General features: G+C 63.2%; 23 protein-coding genes and 1 pseudogene. 22 read left to right on the top strand and 2 right to left on the bottom strand.

Translation table 11 applies throughout. The features are described from left to right. The 20 genes from AC629_RS26405 to AC629_RS26310 form a co-directional block, all read left to right on the top strand. Positions 1 to 209, top strand: a 209-nt coding sequence (locus tag AC629_RS26405; protein WP_283847827.1) for a flagellin, incomplete at its 5' end; no start/stop codon positions are given. Positions 210 to 514: 305 nt separating this feature from the next. Next, entirely contained in the window at positions 515 to 2,146 is a 1,632-nt protein-coding gene (gene fliF, locus AC629_RS26400; RefSeq protein ID WP_084807843.1) for a flagellar basal-body MS-ring/collar protein FliF, read from the top strand. Then, positions 2,143 to 2,829 carry a hypothetical protein gene (locus tag AC629_RS26395; RefSeq protein WP_084807842.1) on the top strand — a complete coding sequence of 229 codons (687 nt, stop codon included), beginning with the start codon at positions 2,143 to 2,145 and terminating at the stop codon, positions 2,827 to 2,829. The genes fliF and AC629_RS26395 overlap by 4 nt, the downstream gene beginning before the upstream one ends. Positions 2,830 to 2,835: 6 nt before the next feature. After that, entirely contained in the window at positions 2,836 to 4,185 is a 1,350-nt protein-coding gene (locus AC629_RS26390; protein WP_084807841.1) for a MotB family protein, read from the top strand. Beyond that, a complete protein-coding gene (locus AC629_RS26385; protein WP_084807840.1) occupies positions 4,182 to 5,381 on the top strand; it encodes a chemotaxis protein in 1,200 nt (399 codons plus the stop codon). The genes AC629_RS26390 and AC629_RS26385 overlap by 4 nt, the downstream gene beginning before the upstream one ends. After that, entirely contained in the window at positions 5,378 to 6,673 is a 1,296-nt protein-coding gene (gene fliK / locus AC629_RS26380) for a flagellar hook-length control protein FliK (RefSeq protein WP_084807839.1), read from the top strand. Before AC629_RS26385 ends, fliK begins: the two co-directional genes overlap by 4 nt. Beyond that, entirely contained in the window at positions 6,624 to 7,229 is a 606-nt protein-coding gene (locus AC629_RS26375) for a transglycosylase SLT domain-containing protein (RefSeq protein WP_084807838.1), read from the top strand. Before fliK ends, AC629_RS26375 begins: the two co-directional genes overlap by 50 nt. A gap of 108 nt (positions 7,230 to 7,337) precedes the next feature. Then, on the top strand, positions 7,338 to 8,564 hold the full coding sequence (locus tag AC629_RS26370) for a flagellar hook protein FlgE (protein ID WP_084807837.1): 1,227 nt from the start codon (positions 7,338 to 7,340) through the stop codon (positions 8,562 to 8,564). 34 nt (positions 8,565 to 8,598) lie between these two features. Further along, complete coding sequence (flgK, locus tag AC629_RS26365; protein ID WP_084807836.1) at positions 8,599 to 10,074, top strand: flagellar hook-associated protein FlgK; 1,476 nt, start codon at positions 8,599 to 8,601, stop codon at positions 10,072 to 10,074. Between the two features lie 3 nt (positions 10,075 to 10,077). Then, positions 10,078 to 11,124, top strand: coding sequence for a flagellar hook-associated family protein (locus AC629_RS26360; RefSeq protein WP_084807835.1), 1,047 nt, complete (start codon positions 10,078 to 10,080; stop codon positions 11,122 to 11,124). A 55-nt stretch (positions 11,125 to 11,179) separates the two neighbouring features. Beyond that, positions 11,180 to 11,527: a flagellar biosynthesis regulator FlaF gene (gene flaF, locus AC629_RS26355; RefSeq protein WP_084807834.1), complete on the top strand. Its 348-nt coding sequence runs from the start codon at positions 11,180 to 11,182 to the stop codon at positions 11,525 to 11,527. Continuing rightward, entirely contained in the window at positions 11,524 to 11,934 is a 411-nt protein-coding gene (gene flbT, locus AC629_RS26350) for a flagellar biosynthesis repressor FlbT (RefSeq protein WP_084807833.1), read from the top strand. Before flaF ends, flbT begins: the two co-directional genes overlap by 4 nt. 14 nt (positions 11,935 to 11,948) lie before the next feature. After that, on the top strand, positions 11,949 to 12,362 hold the full coding sequence (gene flgD, locus AC629_RS26345; protein ID WP_084807832.1) for a flagellar hook assembly protein FlgD: 414 nt from the start codon (positions 11,949 to 11,951) through the stop codon (positions 12,360 to 12,362). A 2-nt stretch (positions 12,363 to 12,364) separates the two neighbouring features. Further along, positions 12,365 to 12,631: a flagellar biosynthesis protein FliQ gene (gene fliQ, locus AC629_RS26340; protein ID WP_074117406.1), complete on the top strand. Its 267-nt coding sequence runs from the start codon at positions 12,365 to 12,367 to the stop codon at positions 12,629 to 12,631. Between the two features lie 76 nt (positions 12,632 to 12,707). Further along, on the top strand, positions 12,708 to 14,789 hold the full coding sequence (flhA, locus tag AC629_RS26335) for a flagellar biosynthesis protein FlhA (protein WP_084807831.1): 2,082 nt from the start codon (positions 12,708 to 12,710) through the stop codon (positions 14,787 to 14,789). Beyond that, on the top strand, positions 14,786 to 15,538 hold the full coding sequence (gene fliR, locus AC629_RS26330) for a flagellar biosynthesis protein FliR (RefSeq protein ID WP_084807830.1): 753 nt from the start codon (positions 14,786 to 14,788) through the stop codon (positions 15,536 to 15,538). Before flhA ends, fliR begins: the two co-directional genes overlap by 4 nt. Positions 15,539 to 15,543: 5 nt before the next feature. Beyond that, positions 15,544 to 15,963 carry a hypothetical protein gene (locus AC629_RS26325; protein ID WP_084807847.1) on the top strand — a complete coding sequence of 140 codons (420 nt, stop codon included), beginning with the start codon at positions 15,544 to 15,546 and terminating at the stop codon, positions 15,961 to 15,963. Beyond that, the gene (locus AC629_RS26320; protein WP_084807829.1) at positions 15,960 to 16,439 is read left to right on the top strand and encodes a rod-binding protein; all 480 of its coding nucleotides are present in this window, start codon (positions 15,960 to 15,962) and stop codon (positions 16,437 to 16,439) included. The genes AC629_RS26325 and AC629_RS26320 overlap by 4 nt, the downstream gene beginning before the upstream one ends. 45 nt (positions 16,440 to 16,484) lie before the next feature. Next, positions 16,485 to 16,997 (top strand): flagellar biosynthesis protein FlgN, encoded by a 513-nt coding sequence (locus AC629_RS26315; protein WP_084807828.1) that lies wholly within the window; start codon positions 16,485 to 16,487, stop codon positions 16,995 to 16,997. Next, a complete protein-coding gene (locus tag AC629_RS26310; RefSeq protein WP_084807827.1) occupies positions 16,994 to 17,452 on the top strand; it encodes a hypothetical protein in 459 nt (152 codons plus the stop codon). Before AC629_RS26315 ends, AC629_RS26310 begins: the two co-directional genes overlap by 4 nt. 267 nt (positions 17,453 to 17,719) lie before the next feature. On the opposite strand, the gene AC629_RS26305 is transcribed toward AC629_RS26310, so the two are convergent. Next, on the bottom strand, positions 17,720 to 18,490 hold the full coding sequence (locus AC629_RS26305; protein ID WP_074117395.1) for a response regulator transcription factor: 771 nt from the start codon (positions 18,488 to 18,490) through the stop codon (positions 17,720 to 17,722). An 819-nt stretch (positions 18,491 to 19,309) separates the two neighbouring features. Between AC629_RS26305 and AC629_RS26300 the strand changes: the two genes are divergently transcribed. Next, complete coding sequence (locus tag AC629_RS26300; protein ID WP_084807826.1) at positions 19,310 to 20,254, top strand: hypothetical protein; 945 nt, start codon at positions 19,310 to 19,312, stop codon at positions 20,252 to 20,254. A gap of 13 nt (positions 20,255 to 20,267) precedes the next feature. Here AC629_RS26300 and AC629_RS26295 read toward each other — a convergent pair whose 3' ends face one another. Further along, positions 20,268 to 20,846: a MarR family winged helix-turn-helix transcriptional regulator gene (locus tag AC629_RS26295; RefSeq protein WP_084807825.1), complete on the bottom strand. Its 579-nt coding sequence runs from the start codon at positions 20,844 to 20,846 to the stop codon at positions 20,268 to 20,270. Positions 20,847 to 21,393: 547 nt separating this feature from the next. Here AC629_RS26295 and AC629_RS26290 point away from each other — a divergent pair. After that, positions 21,394 to 22,621, top strand: a pseudogene (locus AC629_RS26290) (MFS transporter). Positions 22,622 to 22,681: the final 60 nt, after the last annotated feature.

Here is a 22,681-nt window from a genome sequence, read left to right as displayed (position 1 = left end):
GCGCCGTCAAGAACCGCATCTCGACCAACACGGAGTTCGTCAAGACCCTGATGGACTCGGTGGATCGTGGTGTCGGCCAGCTCGTCGACGCCGACATGAACGCGGAATCGACCCGCCTTCAGGCTCTGCAGACCCAGCAGCAGCTCGGTATTCAGGCGCTCTCGATCGCCAACCAGAACAGCCAGAGCATCCTTTCGCTGTTCAAGTAAGCTTCGGCTTTGGAAGAGACCGTGCTCCCTATGGGAGCACGGTTCCCGCCGTGAACGGCGGATTTGACGGCACATGACGTGCCCGCAATCGACCTCCTGACGCCAGACTTCATCCAACACGCTGCAGCCGATCGCGCTGCCCTGCGCCCACGCGCCCGCTGTTGCTGCTGAACCGAATGCGTCGCCCAAAATTCCTGCAAAATTGCAACGCCTTGCCTGCGAACTGACACATTCGTGTCTTCGCGCAACCTTCAGACAAGGTTGGCAGGGGAGTGTTCCATACGTTCGCATTGGTACGAGGTCATATGCTGTTCAGTCGTGCGCAGGTACAGCAACTGCTCAACAATCTGCTGGAGCTTGGGCCGCGACGCCTGATGGCCTTGGGTGTGATCGGCTTTGCCGTTCTCGTCACCGTCGTCGGCGGCGCCTATTATCTGAGCCGGCCCGAGTTCGAAACGCTCTATACGGGCCTGACCCGCGAGGACGTGACGCGCATGGGCGCAGCGCTGCGCGAGCAGAACATCACTTTCGACATCAACGCGGCCGGTGACGCCGTCTCGGTGCGCCCGAGCCAGACCATGCAGGCGCGGATGCTGCTTGCCGAGAAGGGGCTGCCGACCAGCGCCAATTCCGGCTACGAGCTGTTCGACAAGATCGGTTCGCTCGGCCTGACCTCGTTCATGCAGGAGGTCACCAAGCTTCGTGCACTGGAAGGCGAGATCGCGCGCACGGTGCAACTGATGAAGGGCGTCAAGGCGGCGCGGGTGCATATCGTCCTGCCGGTGCGCGGATCGTTCCGCGCGACGCAACAGCCGCCCTCGGCATCGGTCGTGCTGCGCACGGACGGCGCCATCGAGGCGCGCACGGCGCAGTCGATCCGTCATCTCGTTGCGGCCGCGATCCCTGGCATGAGCCGCGACAAGGTGACGGTGCTGGATGCCGACGGTTCGATGCTCCTCGCCGAAGAAGACGAGGCGAGCGCCGCCCCGACCAAGATGGCGAGCCTCCAGAAGACGGTCGGCGGCATGGTGCAGGAGAACATCCGCAAGGCGCTGACGCCGTATCTGGGCCTGGATAATTTCGAGGTCAGCGTCGCGCCGCAGCTCTCCACTGACAAGCGGCAGACCAACGAGACCGTCTACGATCCGGAGAGCCGCGCCGAACGATCCGTCCGTAACGTGCGCGAGAAGGAGTCGTCGCAGAACGCAGACCGTTCGACCCCGACCACGGTGCAGCAGAATCTCCCGGACCAGCAGGTGAACGCCGGCGGCACCAAGAACTCCAGCGAAGACAAGACCCGCCGCGAGGACGTCACCAATTTCGAGGTGTCGTCCAAGACCACGACGACTGTGAGCGACGGCTATTTGGTCAAGAAGCTCTTCATCGCCGTCCTGGTCAACCGCGCGCGGCTCGTCGCCGATCTCGGCGACAAGAGCAACCAGGCCATCGTCGACAGCAAGCTCGCCGAGATCAGCCAGCTGGCGGCGACGGCCGGCGGACTGGACAAGCAGCGCGGCGACCAGATCCAGGTCACGGCCGTGGACTTCATCGAGGGCTCGCGCGAACTGGCGCCGGTGCCGCCGATCAGCTTCGTCGAGATGATCAACAAGCAGCTCGGCAGCGTCATCAACGCGGTGACGATCCTGGCCGTTGCCTCGATGCTGGTCTGGTTCGGGCTTCGGCCCGCGGTCAACGGCATTTTGACCCATCGCGCGGCGCAGGAGCAGACCGAGGCGGCCGAGGCCGCTGAGCTCGAAGCCGCCGCCACGGCCCTTGCATTGACCGAGAGCCAGCAGGCGGAGCTCAACCTCGTCGAAGACCTCGAAGGCAAGATGCAGCGAACGCCGCAAAAGCGGCTGGAGCAGATTGTCAGGCTCGATCAGATGCAGGCGGCAGCGATCCTTAAAGACTGGATGCGACGCGAGGAGGCGGCATGAACGCGGCAATCGGAAAACTCCTGACGCAGTTCGACGCGCACGGCCGCGCCAAGTCGCCACCGCCTCTACCGCCCAGGGCTCAGGAGTCGATGGCAAGGCCGAAAGAAATCCGGCGCGAGCCTCAGCCCCAGCTTCAGGCGCAACCTCAGCCTCAGTCGCCGCCCCCCGCCCCGAAGGAGGAGGTGCCGGCGGTCAATCTCCTCGACGACGCCTATCGGCGGGGACATGCGGCCGGCGTTGCGGAAGGCGAGGCCATGCTTGCCGAGGAACGGGTCCGCAGCGCGATCCGGCTCGGCGAGGAGCGGGCGAAGTGGTCCGACCAGCAGGCGGTTGCGATCGTCAGCGGCTTCGAGGCGGCGTGCCGCGAGATCGAGACCAACATCGCGAGCTCTGTCGCGCGGATATTGCTGCCGTTCCTCGCTGATGCGGTTCGCGACAAGGCGATCGGGTCGCTGGTCGAACAGATTGCTGCGCTGACCGGTAATTCGCCAGTGCCGGTGTTCAAGATCACCGGCCCGGGCGAGCTGCTCGATCTCGTGCGGACGAAGCTCGAGGCGGCGCGGCGAACGGGCATGGAGTACGAGGCCGCCGAGACTTTTGAGGTCCGCGTCGTGGCCGATCAGACCGTGATCGAGACGCAGATATCGGCCTGGAGCGAGCGCCTGAAGGAGGCGCGCCGGTAGTCCGCCATGAATGAGGTCAAGCCAGAGCTCGTAATCATCCGCCGGCGCAGCGCCTTCCACGACGAGGCGCATCACGGTGGCGTATGGAAAATCGCCTATGCGGACTTCATGACCGCGATGATGGCGTTCTTCCTGGTCATGTGGCTGCTCAATGCGCTCAACCAGGACCAGAAGCAGGTGGTCGCGAGCTATTTCAACCCGATCAAGCTCTCTGAAAACGCGCCCGCCCCAAAGGGCCTCAAGGACCTCGCCAACAAGGAGGCAACGCCGTTCGAAGGTCAGGACGGCAGGCGACAGCCGGCTGGGCCGAGCGAGGAGCGTCGCGGTGACTCCCCAACCGCCGAGAAGCCGCCCTTCTACGAAGAGAAGGTCCTGTTCCGGGATCCCTATACGGCGCTTGCCGAGATCGCGAATAGCGCGAACCAGGCCTCGGGCCAGCGCCGCGCCGGCGCTCTGACGTCTGCCGAAGAGGATGGTCTCAAGGGTGGCGACGCTTACCGCGATCCCTTCGATCCCGGCTATTGGAAGCTGGCGCCGCAGGCGTCCAAGGATGCGGATCGCTTCATCGACAGCGAGCCAAAGCCGAATGCTTCCGCGCGCGACAATGCGTCAGGCACGAGTCAGGGCGAGCCGCAGCCGCGCCGCGCCGAGACGGACGATGCAGGCGGAAGCGTGGCTCCGAACGCCGATGCTTCGTCCGCAAGCCTGTCACCGCTGCTGCCACCGGGGCCTGCGCCGTCGCAGTCCTCGCGCGACGGCAGCGGCCAGGCCAACGCGCAGCCGGGCGCCCAAGGCAATGCTCAAGCTAACGTTCAAGCCAACGTCGCCGCGCAGGCCCATCCCGCCGATACACCGAAGAATTCCGACCCGCGCGACGCCGCGCAAACGCAGCAGCCGACGCTCAAGCAGCTTCAATCCGCGATCGCGGATGCGCTGTCGGACATCAAGGCCGGCGCGGGGCCGGCGGCCGAGGTGCGTCAGGTCGAGGAAGGCCTGCTGATCAGCCTGACCGACGATGCGAGCTTCGGCATGTTCGCAGTCGGCTCCGCCGAACCGAGGCCCGAACTCATTCGCGTGATCGACAAGATCGGCCCGCTGCTGACGAAGCGCCCCGGCGTGATCATCGTCCGTGGCCACACCGACAATCGGCCGTATCGTTCGGAGAACTACGACAACTGGCGGCTGTCGACAGCCCGTGCGCAGATGGCCTACTACATGCTGGTCCGCTCCGGCGTCGATGCGCAGCGGATCGAGCATGTCGAAGGCTACGCCGACCGTCGGCCGAAGCTTCCGAACGATCCGGCGGCCGCGCAGAACCGCCGGATCGAGATCCTGATCCGGGAGAAGCGTCCTTGATCAGGCAGCTCGTCCGACTAGCCCTGCTGATGTTGCTGCCGTTCACGGCAGCGAGCGCACTGGCCGATCCGGCACCCGCACCGGCGCCGGCCTCGACATCGGGTGAGCCATATGAGCTCGTGCGCGCATTGCAGGCCGTGCAGGACGGTATCGCCACCGGGGACACCGCGGCGCATGGCAGGCATATCGCGCTGATCCGTCAGATCGGTGAGAAGTTTCTCGCCGCCGATGCAAGCGTGTGGAGTAACCCGCAGAACGCCCAGGCGGTCGTCATCTACCTGCTCAGCGGCGGCCCGCCGCAAGTGGTTCGTAAGCTGCCGCGCGACAAGATGAACGTCGACGAGCGGCTGTTCAATGGTGCGCTCGCCTATGTCGAGGGTCGTCAGGACGAAGCGCGCGAGCTGCTCAAGGACGTCAAGCCGCGGACGATTCCATCGGGCCTGGGCGGACAGGTCGCACTGGTTCAGGGCGCGCTGTTCGCACGCGCAGAGGCATCGTTCGCGATCGAGCGCCTCGACGACGCGCGCCTGCTCTTGCCCGGCACGCTGGTAGAAGAGGCGGCGCTGCGGCGCGAGATCCTGCTCATCGGGCAGGCGGAGGAATTCGACAAGTTCGAGTTTCTGACGCTGGCCTATATCCGCCATTACCGCAACTCGATCTATGCCAGTGATTTCTGGCAGCGGTTTTCCACGGGCTTGACGCAATCGAGCCTTGCTCTCGACGACCGTCGCTTTGCGCGGATCGTCACCCTGCTGGAGCAGATTGACCGCGCGAGCCGTCTCAAGCTTTATCTCGTGATCGCGCGGACCGCGATGCTGCGTGGACGTCTGAACGTCACCAGGCTTGCCGGCGAGCGGGCGTTGTCGCTCAGCGCCGATGCCTCGGCAGAGCGCGAGCGCGCGCATCTCTTCCGTGGCGCCTCGCGCGCGCTCGCCGACGAGTATGATGGCGGTCTCGCCGAGCTGAAGGCACTCGACCGGTCGAAGCTGCCCGAGCGCGACGTTCCGCTCTTGAACGCAACGATTCAGCTCGCGCTCGATGTCCGCAAGCCGTTCGCGCGCGCAGCCGCTGCCGCAGCCGACAAACCTCTGGCAACGCCGGCGCGTGTCGATCTCGCGTCATCGACCGCGACCCTCGCTCGTGCGCAGAAGCAGCTCGGCGAACTCGAACTCTTCACCAGGGATCGCCGTCCATGACCAAGCTCAGTGGAACCTCCGGACAGCTTTTTTCGGGGCTCGCCGAGAGCCTCAACTTGCGTGGGACGTCGCGCTCCGGCAAGAGCGCCGGCGGAAAATCGTCGGGGGACTCGTCATTCAACGATCTGCTCCATTCCGTCTCGAACCGCGCCAAGCGGACGCTCAACGATCAGGGCAGCGAGACGACAGTGAAAGCCGGAACGCTGCGCTCGCGCCTGACGCACCCGACCGAGAAGGACGACACGGAGCTTGAGCCAGCATCCACCGAGAAGTCTTCCGACAAGAAGACCGGCAAATCGCTGGCGAAGCAAGGTCCGGTCGACCACGCCGACGACGTAGGCGCCCAGAACCGGCCGAACATTCCTGCGATCGTCGGGCAGGAGACTGCTGCCGTACCGGCCGTGAAGTCGCAGATGCAATTGCCGACGGACGACAAGAAGCATGTGTCCGCGCGAGACGAGCGGTCTTCCACGACGAAGCGCGAGGTTCAGGCTGCCGGAATGACGAAGGCGGCCGCCGCCGAACCCGCCTCAACCTCTGTCGCTCCGACCGCTGCGCATTCGCAGACCGCGACGTCGGCACAAGGCGCCGAGTCATCGCCGAAAGCGATGCCTACGGCACCTGGTTTCGAGGCCGTTACGGCCAATGTCGAACGCGCTGCCAAGGCCTCGGCACGGGACGCATTGCCCGAGGCGACCAAGGTCACCGTGGTCCAGCAGGAGACCCATCTACCTCCGGCCCAATTCAGCGCCCCACAACAGGTGGCTAATGCGGTCGTCGCCGAGCTGAAGGAGTCTCCGGCAGCGACGGCGTCCGCGGCCCCCGATCTCGCAACGTCGCAGGGTAATGCTCCGGATCAGCCGCTCAAGATCCTGACCATCAATCTCGAGCCGCCAGCGCTCGGCAATGTCACCGTGCGCCTTCGTCTCGTCGGTACCGAGGTGTCAGTCCATCTTGCGGCCGAGCGCAAGGACACGAGCCAGATGCTCGACCAGCAGCGCGACTCGATCCGCGAACTTATGCAGTCGGCGGGCTACGTCGCCGACGTTGCGCCCGTCCAGCATGGCTCTCTGGATGGATTCCAGAGTGGCTCCGGCCAGTCGCAGTCACAGCTTTCGGGCCAGCAACAGCCGTCGTCGCAGTCGCAAGGCAGCTTTGACGGCGCCAGCACGTCGTCGGGGCAGTCCGACGGCGGCGCGAAGCAGGCCCGGCAAGAGCGCCAGTCCAACCAGGAGACGCGTCATGACCAGGACGTGGCGCCGCATATTCGTCGCGGCCCTGTTTATCTGTAACGCGGCCGCCGCCGAGGCGGCGACCGACACCGCGCGCCCATGCGAGCGCGAGATGGCGCGTGCGTCCCAGCAGCACGGGATTCCGCTCGGCATTCTCTACGCAGTCGGCCTGACCGAGACCGGGCGGCGCGGCGCGCTCTATCCGTACGCGCTTGGCGCCGAGGGACAGACCGTGTTCGCCAAGGACATGAACGACGCGATCGCGAATTTCGAGGCGATGCGGCAAAAGGGCGTCAAGCTGATCGACCTCGGCTGCATGCAGATCAACCATTACTATCACGGCGACAAGTTCGCGTCGGTGCGGGCGATGTTCGATCCCGCCAAGAATGTCGACTATGCCGCACGCTTCCTGAAGGAGCTGAAGCAGCGTGAGGGAAGCTGGACCATGGCGGTCGCCCGCTACAATGCGGGCCCCAACAACCAGCCGGCGCAGAAGCGCTACGTCTGTCACATCGTCGCTCATCTCGTCTCTAGCGGTTTCGGCGCGTGGACCGACAAGGCTCGTTCGTTCTGTCAGCCCAGGACGCCCGAGAAGACACCTGAAAAGACAACCTGAAACGGCGACTGGAGGGAGCAACATGAAGTTGTGCATTGTTCCTCATCATCAGCCCCGCGCAAGCAAGAACCCCCATTGTAATAGCAACCTACCAAAGGAGCCCAATTCATGAGCCTGTATGGTGTTATGCGCACCGGCGTTTCCGGGATGAACGCACAGTCCAACAAGCTGTCGACGGTTTCCGACAACATCGCGAACGTCAACACCACCGGCTACAAGCGGGCTTCGACGGAATTCTCCTCGCTGATCTTGAAGAGCGGCTCGGGCAATTACGACTCCGGCGCCGTCGAGACCACGGTCCGCTACGCCATCACCGATCCCGGAAATCTCCACTTCACGACCTCGGCGACGGACCTCGCGGTTCAGGGCAACGGCTTCTTCGTCGTGCAGAACGCGAATGGTACCAACTTCCTGACGCGCGCCGGCGCCTTCGTGCCCGACAGCCAGGGTAATCTCGTCAACACGGCCGGTTTTATGTTGATGGGCTACAACATCCAGAACGGTGCCACGCCTACCGTCGCCGCCAACGGCTTCGGCGGCCTCCAGGTCATCAACGTCAATCAGATGGCACTCCAGGCCTCGCCTTCGACCAAGGCAACCGTCGCTGCCAACCTCGATCCGAGCGCTGCGATCATCGCGGGCCCGCCCGGCCCAGGCGCCTACACGTCGAAGACTTCGGTCGTGACCTACGACAATATCGGCAACGCCGTGACGATCGACGTCTATGCGGCGAAGACCGCCGCGAACACCTGGGAGATCCAGCTTTACGATTCCTCGACGGGCACTGCGCTCCCGGGCGGCCTCAACACCTTCACCTTCGACGTCAGTGCGACCGGCAAAGGCAAACTCGACGCCGCGAGCCCCACATCGCTCACGGTGAACATTCCCGGCGGTTCGGCCTTCACGATGGACCTCTCGGCGATGACCCAGGTCGCCTCCGGCTTCGACTTCAAGGCGACGGTCGACGGCAACGCTCCGTCCGCCGTGGAGAAGGTCAACATCGACTCCAAGGGCGTGGTCACCGCCGTCCTGAAGAACGGTACCCAGCTGCCGAGCTTCCAGATCGCGCTCGCCACCGTGCCGAGCCCGGACCATCTGACGCCCGAAGTCGGCAACGTCTATTCGCCGAACCTGGATTCCGGAAACGTGCAGGTCGGCCTGGCCGGCCAAGGCGGTCTCGGAACGATCCAGTCGGGTGCGCTGGAAGATTCGAACGTCGATCTCGCCGACGAGCTGACCTCGATGATCGAGGCGCAGCGCGGTTTCACCGCGAACTCGAAATCGTTCCAGACCGGCGCCGACCTGCTCGACGTCGTCGTCAACCTGAAGCGCTGATTACTTCAGCGCTCGTCCCCGGCAAGAGCACATCATGTCCCTTACCGCCGCCCTCAATTCCGCGCGCTCCTCGCTCATGGCGTCGGGCATCCAGTCATCGGTCATCTCGCGCAACATTGCCGGCGCCAGCGCCACCGGCTATTCGCGCAAGATCGCCGTGTTGGACAACTTCCCCGGGGCCGGCGTCTACGTGGCGGCGATCCAGCATGCCGCCACCAACGGCCTGTACACCAACGTCCTGATCGCGACCTCGTCGTCGACCAAGCAGAGCGCGATCTATGACGGTCTCCAGAAGATCGCATCGGCCACGGTAGACGATCCGGAGCTCGACCAGTCGCCGACGGCGCAGCTCAATGCGCTGAAGAAGGCGCTCCAGCAATATGCCAACGCCCCGGACAACACCACGCTGGCGCAGGCGGCGGTAACGTCCGCCAAGGACATGGCGATGGCGCTTAATCAGGCGACCAAGACCGTGCAGTCGGTCCGCGAGGGTGCGGACGCCGACATGGCGACGTCGGTCGCCAACATCAACCAGCTCCTGGCCCAGTTCCAGACCGTCAATACCGAGATCGTGAAGGGCACGATCTCCGGCGCCGACATCACCGACTATCTCGACCAGCGCGACAGCATCGTCTCGCAGCTGTCGCAGGAACTCGGCGTGCAGATGTCGATCCGCACCAACGGAGATGCGGCGCTCTATACCGACAGCGGCGCCGTCCTGTTCGACAAGACGGCGCGTACGGTGAGTTTCGCGCCGACCAACGCCTATACGGCCGGCACCACCGGCAATGCGGTCTATATCGACGGCGTGCCGGTGACCGGCGCGAATTCAGTGATGCCGCTGAAGTCGGGCAAGCTCGCAGGCCTCGCCCAGCTGCGCGACCAGGACACCGTCACCTATCAGAGCCAGCTCGACGAAATCGCGCGCGGCCTGATCAACGCCTTCAAGGAGAGTGATCAGTCCGGCGCCGCGCTGCCCGACGTGCCCGGTCTCTTCACCTATCCCGGCGCGCCGGCGATGCCGGCGAGCGCCACCGTCTCGGTCGGCTTGGCCGGCTTGATCAGTGTGGCCGCGTCGGTCGATCCGGCTCTCGGCGGCAACCCCAATCTGCTGCGCGACGGCGCGATCAGCGGCAACGCCGCATACAAATACAACACCGCCGGCAACGGCGGCTACTCGACCCGGCTGCAGCAGCTCATCGGCAACATGGATGCGTCGCAGCCGTTCGATGCAACTACGCAAGGCAAGCCGAGCGGCAGCTTGATCGACTTCGCGTCGTCCTCGGCGAGCTGGATCGAAAACCAGCGCAAGACCGCGAACGACAACGTCACCTACCAGAAGACGCTGCTCGACCGCAGCACGGCGGCACTATCGAACGTCAGCGGTGTCAACATGGACGACGAGATGTCGTTGATGCTTCAGGTCGAGCGCACCTATTCGGCGTCGTCGAAGATCATTTCTACCGTCGACGAGATGTTGAAGAGCCTGTTGGCTGCCGTGGGGAATTAAGTCATGATGAGTGCGAACTACATCTCGACGTTGATGCTGTCTTCGTCGTTGAGGTCCTCGATCACGAACAATCAGGCCGCGCTGGCCAAGGCCTCGAAAGAAGCCACCACCGGCCGCTTCGCCGATGTTGGCCTCGAGCTTGGGGCCACGACGGGAGGCGACGTCACCCTGCGCGCAGATTGGAGCTTTGCCGACCAGCTCGTCGATACCAACGGGCTCGTCTCGGGACGCCTCGACATTACGCAGAGCCGGATCACCCAGCTCAGCTCGACCGCAACGGACTTCCTCAAGGACCTGATCGCGGCGCGCAGTACCGACGGCGGCGGGCGGATCATCCTGCCACCTGCGTCCGCCAACCTCCAGGATCTGATCGGCGCGCTGAACGTCTCCTATAACGGCTCGTATCTTTTCGCGGGCATCAACACACAGAACACGCCGATCACCGCGTACACCGCGGGCTCGGCCAGCAAGAACCAGGTCGACTCCGATTTCCTTGCGGCCTTCGGCTTCTCACAATCCTCGGCCAGCGTGAGCAGCATCACCCCGGCCCAAATGCAGAGCTTCCTCAACACCACCTTCGATGCCGAGTTCGCGAGCCCGGCCTGGAACACCAACTGGTCATCGGCCACCGACCAGACCATGCAAAGCCGCATCTCCACGACCGAGATCGCCGATACGTCCGTTAGCGCCAACCAGATCGGCTTCCGCAAGCTCGCCGAGGCCTACACCATGATGGCGGATCTCGGGAACGCGAACCTGAGCCAAGATACGTTCCAGGTCGTCGTGGATAAGGCCATCGGCCTCGTCGGTAGCGCCATCACAGATCTCGCTACGCTCGGCGGCAACGTCGGCACGGTCCAGCAGCGGATCACCGGTGCGACCAACAAGCTCAAAATCCAGCAGGACATCCTCAACAACCAGATCGTCAAGATGGAGGCGGTCGATCCGACCGAGGCCTCAGTCCGGGTCAACACCCTGCAGACCCAGATCCAGACCGCGCTTGCGCTGACGTCGCAGCTCCAGAAGATCAGCCTCATCAACTATCTCTGAGCCGGGGCTCGCTACGCTTGCTTTGTAATTCAGTCTCCTGCGCAGAGTGGTTGTGATGACTTTTGGTGCCTATGAAGCGGTTGTCGAAGAAAGCGGCTATGAGGCGCGCGGCCGCGAACGGCAGGCGCTCAGCCTCGGCATAGACCGGCTCGAGCGGCTCCAGAGGGGGCGCTTCAGCTTCGAGGATCTGGTCGAGAGCCTGCTCTATGTGCGCCGGCTGTGGACGATCTTCATCGAAGATCTCGCGCACCCGGAAAACGGGCTCCCGGAAAAGTTGCGTGCCGACATCATCTCGATCGGCCTGTGGGTCGTCAAGGAGGCCGATCGCCTTCGCGAAGAGAGGTCGAACGACGTAACGCAGCTCATCGAAATCAACCGCCTGATCCGAGACGCTCTCTCATGAAGATCTCCTTGCGGGCGGGCGAACGGATCTACGTCAACGGCGCGGTGCTCCGCGTGGACCGGAAGGTGTCGCTCGAACTCGTCAACGACGTGATGTTCCTGCTCGAAGGGCAGGTCATGCAGGCTTCCGACGCCACAACGGCGCTGCGGCAGCTCTATTTCATCGTCCAGCTGATGCTGATGAACCCGACCGATATCGGGAATGCCTCGGCGCTGTACGGTCAGCATCACGCGGCTCTGCTCGCGGTGTGCGAGAGCCGCGAGATGGTGGACGGGCTTGCCGCGGTCGACGAATTGGTCGGGGCGACCCGTTACTTCGAGGCGCTCAAGCGGATCCGGGCGCTGTTCCCGGTGGAGCAGGCCATTCTGGCCCGCGCCACCACCGAGTCCCCAATTAAGGCTGCTTGACAGCGGAGAGACACATGAACGTCACCAGCGTTACCGATACAGCCAACAAGACCAATTCGTCCGACTCCACTAAGGGTACGTCCAGCAACAGCGTCGATTACAATACCTTTCTTCAGCTTCTGATCGCGGAGATGAAGAACCAGGACCCGACCAATCCGATGGACACCTCGCAATATATGAGCCAGTTCGCCCAGCTCTCGACGGTCGAACAGGCCATGCAGACCAATAACAAGCTGGATTCGCTGCTGTCCTCGCAGGCGCTGTCGCAAGCCGACGCGCTGATCGGGAAGACCGTCAGCTTCACCGACTCGACCGGAGCGAGCTTCAGCGGCAAGGTCGCTTCGATCTCCATCAACACCAACGGCGCCGTCGCGACCCTCCAGGACGGCACGAAGGTCGCCGTCGGGCCCGGTCTCACGATCAGCTAGCCATGAACGAGCGCGACGCACTCGACATCGTCCAGGCGGCGATCTGGACCATTATCGTCGCCTCCGGACCCGCCGTCGGTGCGGCGATGCTGGTCGGCACTCTCATCGCGCTGATGCAGGCGCTGACCCAGATCCAGGAAGTGACGCTGACCTTCGTTCCGAAGATCATCGTCATCCTCCTGGTCGTTGCCGTGTCCGGTTCCTTCATCGGTGCGCATCTCTCCACCTTCACCGAGATGGTCTATTCGCGGATCGAGCGCGGGTTCTGATCCGCGGGAGCCCGGCCACCACCCTCGCGTAAGCTTTGCACGGCAAATTAGGGGCGGACCCTGCTGCCGGTGACCTATGGCCGATACGTTAACTGCTAGCCTGCCGACCTCGCGACGTCTGGGGGCAGACGCCTTTTTCGCCGGCGGTATCGTGACCATGCTCACGATCCTGTTCCTGCCCATCCCGCCGATCCTGATTGACCTCGGCCTCGCCTTTTCGATTGCGCTATCGGCGCTGATCCTGATGGTCGCGTTGTGGATCCAGCGGCCGCTCGACTTCTCCGCCTTCCCGACCGTGCTGCTGATTGCGACGATCCTGCGTCTGGCGCTCAACATCGCAACGACGCGCCTGATCCTGTCGCGCGGCGGAGAGGGCGAACAGGCCGCCGGCTACGTCGTTGCCGGCTTCTCGAAGTTTGTCATGGGCGGCGACTTCGTCATCGGCTTGATCATCTTCGCGATCCTGGTCACTGTGAATTTCGTCGTGATCACCAAGGGTGCGACCCGTATCGCCGAAGTCGGCGCCCGTTTCACCCTTGACGCCATCCCCGGCAAGCAGATGGCGATCGACGCGGACCTGTCGGCGGGCCTGATCGACGACAAGGAAGCCCAGCGCCGGCGCCGTGAGCTCGAAGAAGAAAGCGCATTCTTCGGCGCCATGGACGGTGCCTCGAAATTCGTCCGCGGCGACGCCATCGCCGGTCTGATCATCACCGCGATCAACATCTTCGGCGGCATCGTGATCGGTGTCACCCATCACGGGTTGACGCTGTCGCGCGCCGCCGACGTCTACACGAAGCTCTCCGTCGGCGACGGTCTGGTGTCGCAGATGCCGGCGCTAATCGTGTCGCTGTCGGCCGGCCTGCTGGTCTCCAAGGGCGGCACCAGGGGCTCGGCAGAACAGGCCGTGCTGCGGCAGCTCGGCGGCTATCCGCGCGCGGTATCGGCCGCTGCGCTGATGATGTTCGTGCTCGCCTTGATGCCGGGGCTGCCGATGGCGCCCTTCGTGCTGCTCGGCGGCGTCATGGCCTTCGTCGGCTACTCGCTGCCGAAGCGGCAGGCGGCGCTGAAACAGAAAGAGGAGGCGCGCAAGGCCGACGAGCGTGCCCAGGCCGACGCCAAGGAGTCCGTCAAGGAATCGCTCAAGACAGCGGAGATCGAGCTGTCGCTCGGCGGCCACCTCTCGGTCCATCTGCTGGGCTCGCGCACAGAGCTTGGGCACCGCGTTGCCAAGATCCGCAAGAAGTTCGCCAAGCAGTACGGCTTCGTGATTCCCGAGATCAAGCTCAGCGACAATCTGTCGATCGATCCGAAGGGATACCAGATCCGGATTCACGACACGCGCGTTGCGCATGGTGAACTGCGGCTCGGCGAAGTGCTGGTGCTGGTCGACAAGGACGGCAAACCCGACGTGCCCGGCGAAGAGGTGATCGAACCCGCCTTCGGCATGAAGGCGCTGTGGGTGACCGAAGCCTTCACCGACGAAGTCAGGCGGCAGGGTTGCAAGCCAGTCGACAATCTGTCGGTGCTGCTCACGCATCTGAGCGAAGTGATCAGGGCGAACCTCGCCCAGCTCCTGTCCTACAAGGACATGCGCGGGCTGCTCGACCGGCTCGATCCCGAATACAAGCGCCTGGTCGAGGATCTCTGTCCGTCGCAAATCTCCTATTCGGGGCTGCTGGCGATCCTGAAGATACTGCTGGCCGAGCGCGTGTCGATCCGGAACCTCCATTTGATCCTCGAAGCGATCGCCGAGATCGCGCCCCATGTGCGGCGCTCCGAGCAGGTCGCAGAGCACGTGCGGACGCGTCTTGCCCAGCAGATCTGCGGCGACCTCTCCGACAACGGCGTGCTCAACGTGGTTCGCCTCGGCAATCGCTGGGACCTGGCGTTCCACCAGAGCCTGAAGCGCGACGCCAAGGGGGACGTCGTCGAATTCGACGCCGATCCGCGCCTGATCGAGCAGTTCGCGACCGAAGCAAGCGCTGCGATCCGAAAATTCACGGAGGACGGCACCAGCGTGGTGCTGGCGGTGACCCCCGAGGCCCGTCCCTATGTCCGGATGATCCTGGAACGGGTTTTCCCGACATTGCCGATCCTATCGCATGTCGAAGTCGCGCGCAGCGCCGAGATCAGAGCGCTCGGAGCCGTATCGTGATCAGCAGCCTCGCCGACAGCGTGCTGGTGACGTTCATCGTGTTCTGCCGCATCGGCGCCTGCATGATGCTGGTGCCCGGCTATTCCAGCGTCAACGTTCCGACCCAGGTCCGTCTGTTTGTTGCGCTCGTCACGACCTTTGCGCTGACGCCGATCCTGATCGCGGTTTTGAAACCGCTCACGGACAACGCGGCGCCGCTGAACCTTGCGCTCCTGATCTGCTCCGAGCTCCTGGTCGGAAGCGTCATCGGGATCGGCGGGCGCGTGTTTTTCCTCGCGCTCCAGACCATGGCAACCGTGATGGCGAGTGCGATCGGCCTCAGCAACATCCCGGGCACGCCGATCGGCGACACCGATCCGGCGCCGGCCCTGGTGCCGCTGATCATGGCAGCCGTCACCACGCTGTTCTTCATGACCGATCAGCATTGGCAGGTCCTGCGCGGGCTGATGAACTCCTACGACGTCTGGCATCCCGGCAGCAGGCTCGGCGGTGGCATGGCGCTCGACCAGCTCGTCGGCCGCCTGTCGGAGGCGTTTGTGCTGACGCTTCGGATCACCAGCCCGTTCATCGTCTATTCCGTCATCGTCAACCTTGCGGTCGGCCTGATCAACAAGCTGACGCCGGCAATTCCGGTCTATTTTATCTCCGTGCCCTTCGTGCTGTTCGGAGGCTTCCTGCTGCTCTACCTCACCAGCGACGAGCTCCTGACGCAATTCATGCTCGGCGTCTCGTCGTGGCTGGCGGAGTGAAGGTGATGACGTCGCGCGCGGACAAGCTGAGCCGGATGGTCTCGCTCGTGAAGCTCCAGCTCCGGCTGTCCGAGTGGCAGCTCGCGCAATTGCGGCAGCAGGAACGAAGCCTGCAGGACGAGCAGGAATGGCTGGTCGGAGCCCTGAACGATGGAAAACCGCCGGCGGGGTCGTCGAGCGAATCGATCGCGCGGCGCCTGAACAGGACGAGCGTCGATGCGCGCGCGGTTCAGGCGCAGGCATCGCAGCAGCTCGACCAGGTCCGCTCGGAGAGCCGCCGTGTGAAACAACTCGAGCAGGTTGCGAAGGCCGCACTCGCGGACAAACTTCGCGACGCGGAAAAGCGCTCGCTCGAGGAGATCACGGGAATAAGCCATGCCGTGCGCGAGTGGTCGCCACGGCCAGTCAGCCGGAATAAGACATGATCGTGACAGCGACGCCCGACCTCGTTCTCGACGTTCTCGATGCCGCAGACCCTGTGACGCAGCGCGCGGCGACCGCGAAGCTCAACGCGCTGAAATCGTCGGATGCCGATTTCGCCACCACGATGGATGCGGAAGTCGGCAAGGCCGCCGCCGCGGCAGGCGATCAATCTGCGACGAGGCTTTCCGATACGCAACCGCCTGCGGTGAACGGGGCGCCGGTGAAGGTGATCAAGGCGCCCGCATCCGGCGAGGTGTACCGGAAGTTCGAAGCGTTTATTCTCCAGACCTTCGTCGAGACGATGCTGCCGAAGCAGTCCGAGGAAGTCTTCGGCAAGGGGACCGCCGGCGGCGTCTGGAAGTCGATGCTGGCGGAGCAGCTCGGCAACCAGCTCGCGAAGGGCAATGGCATCGGCATTGCCAAGCAGCTCGCCGCTGCGCATCCGGCGGCTCCGGACGTTTCGGGCAAGGCCGGATGATGGATCAGGAAAATTGGGTAACAGAAGTTGAGGGGTGAATTTACTATGCAGGCACAAGAAGGCGCGGCGGCCCTGGTGATGGAACAGCCGGTCGTGGATACCGAAGCGATGATGGCGGAAGCCGCCCCGGGCGATGCACTGTTGCCCGTGCTGCTGCCGAATGTCGGCGGCGAGGTGGAGATCGACGGCACGGACGTGGCGCGATCGGACGAGGTGCGCGGCCTGCTGGCGGCGATCCGCCGGCTCGAGACCATCGTCGAGGAGGAGACGGTCGCGCTCTCGACCGGGAAGAAGATCGATTTCGACGAGTTCAGCGCCCGGAAGAGCCGGAGCATGCTTGAATTCGTCCGCCTGATGCGGGCACGGATGCATCTCGGCAACGAGGTCGAGATCACCGACGAGATTCAGCGGTTGCGCGAGAAGCTCGAGCGGAATCGTTCCATCCTCGAAATGCACTACGACGCGGTGCGCGAGGTCGCGAGCATTATCGTCAAGGCGATCAAGGACGCCGAGTCGGACGGCACCTATACCGGTCGCGCAGCGCAGGACGGAAAATGATCAGACTCGTTCTGGCCGGGCTCTGGGTCTGCATCCTCACCGCGGGCACGAGCTATGGCGTGGCCTATTGGAAGGAAAACGGCAGTCTGTTGCCCGCTAAGGACGAATATCTCGACGGGCTTCAATACCAGAAGACGCGGGCGCTGAGCGTGCCCATGGTCGAGAACGGCGCCGTGCAGGGCTACATCGTCGCGCGCTTCGTCTACACCGTGGAAGGGCGGACCATGCATCAGCTTACTGTTCCGCCGGAGCCGTTCGTCATCGATGAGGCCTTCCGCAGGATCTATGCCGACGACCGCCTCGATTTCAGGAAGCTCGCCCGCTACGACCTTTCCATTCTCACGACGGCGATCAAGCAGCGCGTCAACGAGCGGATGCAGGCCGATGTCGTCCAGGACGTCCTCGTCGAGGACTTCAACTACGTTTCGAAGGAAGAATTCCAGCAAAAACCCTAGAGCATGATCCGGAAGAGGATAACGCGGTTCTCCCTCGCGACAAACGCGGAACGCGTTTGCGCGGAGATCACGCCCAAATAGGAATCCAAAGTGCGAAGGGCCATCCCCGGCTCATTGCGCTTTGGCGCCGCTGTGCCTGCACCGCAAGGCCATGCCCGCGTTCGCGCCGTCTTTGCCTCTGAAGTCTCTGCCTCTGAAAATGTAACGGCCTCTGCGAAGGTAGCTCCGCAGAGGCCGTTGTCGTCTTGTGGCAGCACGCGTACCGCGTCAGTTTCCGGCTTGATACGCTGCTGGGGCGGCATGCGCCCTGTTCAGGAGGATGCCGACTTCGTCGAGATCCTGCATCGGCACGTCGACGGTCTCGCCGGCCGGGATGTTGAGGCGGTATCCGACGTAGCGGCGGGCCACGATTGCGTCGAAGCCGAGGCGGTCGCGGAGCTTCTTGCGCAGCTTGCTGACGTGGCTCTCGATCACGCTCTCGTCGAAAGTGGACTCGAAGATGCCGTAGACCGCGTTGAAGATCTGCGTCTTGGTGATCCACTTGCCGTGATTGCCGACCATATATTCGAGAATGCGCAACTCGCGGCGGGGCAGGGTGAGGGCGTGGCCCGCGATCTCGGGGTCTCGCCCGTTGAAGAAGACCTGGATCCTGGTCTCGCAGGGCCTTGGCAGGTCGCCAACCCGGCGGCGCGCGATCGCGGCCGTTCGGGCGAGGATCTCGCGGAGATGAATCGGCACGTGCACGACGTCGTCGACGCCCGATTCGAACAGCTCCAGCGTGTTCTTGAGCATCTTCTGGCCGCTCATGGCGATGATTGGAGCCGAGGAGCGCTTGCGCATGGCCCGCGGCAGGCTTCCGCGCGCATCGCAGTCCCCGAGGAGGAATGCGTCGACCGCTGCCAGATCCGAATCACTCGCAGATTGCAGCCATTCCCAGAATTCTCCCGAGGAGAAGCCGATCGACGATACGCCCTCGCGAACGAGCCCTCCAACGTAGCTGTTCGTGACGCTCTCGCGATCATCAACGATAATATACATCAGTCTTTCGCCCCTGTTTCGCACTTGTCGCGGCCGGCTGGTTGTTGTGATGCCCCGGCTCAGCGACCATGCTGTTTGACGATATTTCCTCCCGCGAACCGTTGTTATGGTTTCGATATTCGCGGGCAGCCCAACGCATTCAGTGCCTGCGTGAGCAGGCCTGCTACTTCGACTCAATACTGAACGCTTACTGCGTGAGGCCCGGCGGGTGTCTTACGGATCACCTCGCGGAGCGGATTGAGAAAGCGACCTAGAACAGTTGTGCCAAGTTGCTCATTGCATCCGAACACTGCTGAACTCTGTCGATCTCCTCGCCAACAGGCGAGAATCACTTGAATATGAACGTAACGATTGCCGATTCCCGATCAAGCGCGCGTAAGAAAGCGATTGCTACGCATGCTTGATGCTGTTGGTTTGTTTTTAGTTGTTTCTTGATGTTCAAAATCAAATCAATTGATTTTAGATTTAAACTAATTTTGTGGAATGGTGATGCTAAAGTGCCGTATCCCTATAGAATCACAGCTGTTTTTGGTGGTGGGAGGATTGTGTGAAGTGAGGGGCTTTCAACCCCGGATTGACTCTTGTCCACATGTTTCCACATGCGACAGTTTGCCACATATGCGGTAAAGCGACTCCAGCTTGGCGAAATCTTGGCGAGTGTGTGTCTTTCGAGTCGCACTCTCGCCGCGTGTATGACGCGTTCGACTCATCTGACGTCGCATCGCGCCTGATGAGAAGTTTTTCGGTGCGCACGTTTCAGACAAGCTTCGGCAAATAACTTCGTCGTTCGACAGATCGAACCGAACGGAGCATTGTCACATGTTGTCCGATGGAAAAACTCGTCCCGACGGGACCGTTGATGCTTCCGCCGCGGCGAAGCCTGCTCCGGCGGCGCGCGATACCATGGACAATGCGACGCGAGCGACCAAGCCTGCTGCAAGCGCAAGGCGCGTGTCGGCGGCCTCAAGTGACGAAGCTCTGGCGAAAGAGGCGCTCGAGGGACTGAAGCGTATTCGCGCCAAGGCGCGCCTCGACAAGATGGCGATACCCAAGCCTGCGCCGACCGTGATGAAGCCGGCCGTGATCGTGGCCAAGCCGCCGCCGCCCCGTCCGACCTGGGTCGCGCCGCTCGCCACGTTGGCCGTCGCCGCGATTCTGGTGGTCTGCGCCTGCACCGGCGTGATCGCCTACCTCACCACGCAGCCCGCCCAGAACAATGTTGCGGCCAATACGGAGATCAGGAATCTTCGCGAGACGGTCGCAATGCTCCGCAAGCAGCTGTCGGGCGTGTCCGAAAATCTCGACAGCCTGCGCACTGCAGTCGATCAAGCGAGCAAGGCAACCAACGATCGCTTCGGCAGGTTCGCTGAGAATCTGGACCGCATCGAACGGGTGAGTTCGTCCTCGACGGCGAAGCTCGACAAGCTTGCCCTGGCTCAGACCCAGGCTCCCGCGCCGGCAATGGCGCCATCGCAACCGTCGCTGCCGCCCGCGCCGATGATGGCTTCGGTCCCAGCGACCGAGATCACGGGCTCGGTGCCTCCGTCCGAGCGCGCGCCGCGGAAGGTGGTCAAGGGCTGGTCGGTCCGCCAGGCGTACGAGGGCATCGCGATCCTTCAAAGTCCGAACGGGGTCGTCGAAGTCGTGTTGGGACAGCAGGTGCCCGGCCTTGGTCGAATCGAAGAGATCAAGAACGAGAATGGTCGTCTGGTGGTGGAGTCCAGCGGGGGCGTCATCTACTCGTCACGCAAGGCGGCGCCGTGATCGACGCCGTCCTCTATTGGCGGTGATGCTCGAAGTTGGTGCATAGCAAATCGGTCTCCGCCTCCGCGATCGGCGCACGAAACAGGCGGCAGCTGAACTCGACCGTGGCCTTGCCGTCCGCGGTGGTGCGATCCTCCCGGAGGAAGATGCATCGCCTGCAAACGTCGGTGTGGTGCCGCTGCTCGGCCGCGTCCGACTGATCCAGCACGTGACGGAGCGTGTCGCGAAATTGGATCTTGGTCTCGTCGTCGAGGACGGCGATCGCCTCGAGGAGCACGCTGATGGGATCGCGCACCAGGAGCTTCTTGCCCTGCTGCGTGACGCTGAGCATCACCGAGCGCTTGTCGGTGGTGGAGCGCTGCCGCTCAATATATCCCAGCCGCTCGAGCTCGCCGATGATGAATGAGGCGGTGCCGCGCGTTGTGCCGACATAGCTCGCGAGTGCCGAGGGCGTTCGGGAAAACCGGTTGGCGCGGGAGAGGAAGCGCAGGGCCATCCATTCGCGGTCGCGCAGGCCATGCTTGGTGCCTTCGAACCACAGGATACGAGCTATCTGTCCCACTAATTCAATCGCTTCGCGAGCTAAAATCATTTCAAGTCCGGGTCGGATAAAGCTTTATTCAATTGGGCTTTCGATCGCGTAATCCGGGCGGTGAGAATGAAGCTGTCGAGCGATCCTTCGCTCGAAGCGGGACGACCTACCGCGCTTGGAAGACGCTTCTCCGTTCTGGAGATGGAAGTTTCGGATGTGGAACTAGAGCGTCACACAGAAAGGTCGAGTAAACCGCACTGCTCAAGTCTTCTGAAAATTTCAGTCAAATGACCAAGGCTCGCGCGCAAAAATCCGATCATGTGCGATGCGTAAGCAACATGATGTGTCGTTATGGCCACGATGGAGCCTCAGTTGCTGCGGCGGATCATTTCGATTGCGCGAAACAGCGGATCGTCTGCAACATCTGTGGCGGGGCCTGCGATGGAACAACCGTCACTTTCGGTTAATGGATGTTGCGCTGCAATGCAGCTAGGCGGTTAAATCCGGACTGAGATCGAATCCGAGGAATGCCGGATTGTCTTCTGTCGTCGAGCAAGCAAAGCCGTTCAGCGTCAGGCGCGCAGCATTGGCCGCCACGGTCGGCAACATGCTCGAATTTTACGACTTCATCACCTACAGCTTCTTCGCCATCCAGATTGGCCATGCCTTCTTCCCAACCCAGAGCGAGTACAGCAGCCTGATGCTGTCGCTGGCGACCTTCGGCGCCGGCTTCGTGACGCGGCCGATCGGCGGGATCGTGCTCGGGATCTATTCCGACCGGATCGGCCGGCGGCCTGCCATGCTGTTGAGCTTCGCGCTGATGGGGGCTTCGATCCTGACCATCGCGCTCACGCCATCTTATCAAGCGATCGGCCTTGCAGCGCCGATCATCGTGATCGCGGCCCGGATGGCGCAAGGCTTTGCCCTCGGTGGCGAGGTTGGGCCCACCACAGCCTACCTGATCGAGATCGCTCCGCCCGAGCATCGGGCCCTGGTGGTGGCATGGCAGCCTGCGAGCCAGGAGATCGCCGCAACCGCAGGCGCGCTCGTCGGCGTCATCCTGAGCAAGACCATGGCGCCGGAGATGCTGGATTCCCATGGCTGGCGGGTGGCGTTCCTGATCGGGGCCGTCTGCCTGCCGTTCGGGCTCTGGATGCGCCGGACGCTGCCCGAGACGATTCCGCAGGCTGGAGCCGCTGTCGCAGCGAAAGAGCGCACGGGCCATCTTTCGCTGGCCCGGCGCCACCTCGGCGTCATCGCACTGGCGTTGATGATTTTGGCCAGCGGCACGATCTCGACCTACGTGACGCAATACATGACGACCTATGCGCAGAACACGCTGCATGTCTCGTCGACACTGGCCTTTGCCGTGTCGCTCGTCAGCAACGGCATTCAGTTTGTCGGTGCACTGGTCGGTGGATGGCTTGCCGATCGTCTCGGCCGCAAGCCGGTGATGATCTGGCCCCAGCTCGCAACCCTCCTGCTGACCTATCCGACCTTCCTGTGGATCGTGCACGCGCCCGGCTCGCTGTCGCTCCTGGTCGGTTTCGGTCTCCTATCCGTCATCGGTTCGCTGCCGTTCACGGCGTTCTATGCGACCTTCACCGAGGCGCTGCCCCAGAACATCCGCGGCGGCGTGTTCGCGACTGTCTATGCGGTCGCGATCGCGAGCTTTGGCGGTACGGCGCAGCTCGTGGTCACCTGGCTCCTCCACGTCACCGGCAATCCGCTGGCGCCGGCCTGGTATCTCCTGCTTGCGGCAATCGTCGGACTTGTCGCAATGAGCCTGATGCCCCGAGACTGCGCCCGTGAAACAGCGTCAGTGGCAGACCTGAAAGCGCCGCGCTCGCAGGCTGGTGATTTGCGTTTCGCCGGCAAGTGTCGGCGAATGCGTC

This window comes from Bradyrhizobium sp. NAS80.1 (assembly GCF_001908205.1).
Taxonomy (GTDB): Bacteria; Pseudomonadota; Alphaproteobacteria; order Rhizobiales; family Xanthobacteraceae; genus Bradyrhizobium.
This window is presented reverse-complemented; position numbering and strand designations above follow the sequence as displayed.

Bases quoted from the DNA above. Each gene is read 5' to 3' on its own strand.
- fliF (WP_084807843.1), top strand. From the start codon at position 515: ATGCTGTTCAGTCGTGCGCAGGTACAGCAACTGCTCAACAATCTGCTG.
- AC629_RS26395 (WP_084807842.1), top strand. From the start codon at position 2,143: ATGAACGCGGCAATCGGAAAACTCCTGACGCAGTTCGACGCGCACGGC.
- AC629_RS26390 (WP_084807841.1), top strand. From the start codon at position 2,836: ATGAATGAGGTCAAGCCAGAGCTCGTAATCATCCGCCGGCGCAGCGCC.
- fliK (WP_084807839.1), top strand. From the start codon at position 5,378: ATGACCAAGCTCAGTGGAACCTCCGGACAGCTTTTTTCGGGGCTCGCC.
- AC629_RS26375 (WP_084807838.1), top strand. From the start codon at position 6,624: ATGACCAGGACGTGGCGCCGCATATTCGTCGCGGCCCTGTTTATCTGT.
- AC629_RS26370 (WP_084807837.1), top strand. From the start codon at position 7,338: ATGAGCCTGTATGGTGTTATGCGCACCGGCGTTTCCGGGATGAACGCA.
- flgK (WP_084807836.1), top strand. From the start codon at position 8,599: ATGTCCCTTACCGCCGCCCTCAATTCCGCGCGCTCCTCGCTCATGGCG.
- AC629_RS26360 (WP_084807835.1), top strand. From the start codon at position 10,078: ATGATGAGTGCGAACTACATCTCGACGTTGATGCTGTCTTCGTCGTTG.
- flaF (WP_084807834.1), top strand. From the start codon at position 11,180: ATGACTTTTGGTGCCTATGAAGCGGTTGTCGAAGAAAGCGGCTATGAG.
- flbT (WP_084807833.1), top strand. From the start codon at position 11,524: ATGAAGATCTCCTTGCGGGCGGGCGAACGGATCTACGTCAACGGCGCG.
- flgD (WP_084807832.1), top strand. From the start codon at position 11,949: ATGAACGTCACCAGCGTTACCGATACAGCCAACAAGACCAATTCGTCC.
- fliQ (WP_074117406.1), top strand. From the start codon at position 12,365: ATGAACGAGCGCGACGCACTCGACATCGTCCAGGCGGCGATCTGGACC.
- flhA (WP_084807831.1), top strand. From the start codon at position 12,708: ATGGCCGATACGTTAACTGCTAGCCTGCCGACCTCGCGACGTCTGGGG.
- AC629_RS26325 (WP_084807847.1), top strand. From the start codon at position 15,544: ATGACGTCGCGCGCGGACAAGCTGAGCCGGATGGTCTCGCTCGTGAAG.
- AC629_RS26320 (WP_084807829.1), top strand. From the start codon at position 15,960: ATGATCGTGACAGCGACGCCCGACCTCGTTCTCGACGTTCTCGATGCC.
- AC629_RS26315 (WP_084807828.1), top strand. From the start codon at position 16,485: ATGCAGGCACAAGAAGGCGCGGCGGCCCTGGTGATGGAACAGCCGGTC.
- AC629_RS26310 (WP_084807827.1), top strand. From the start codon at position 16,994: ATGATCAGACTCGTTCTGGCCGGGCTCTGGGTCTGCATCCTCACCGCG.
- AC629_RS26305 (WP_074117395.1), bottom strand. From the start codon at position 18,490: ATGTATATTATCGTTGATGATCGCGAGAGCGTCACGAACAGCTACGTT.
- AC629_RS26300 (WP_084807826.1), top strand. From the start codon at position 19,310: ATGTTGTCCGATGGAAAAACTCGTCCCGACGGGACCGTTGATGCTTCC.
- AC629_RS26295 (WP_084807825.1), bottom strand. From the start codon at position 20,846: ATGATTTTAGCTCGCGAAGCGATTGAATTAGTGGGACAGATAGCTCGT.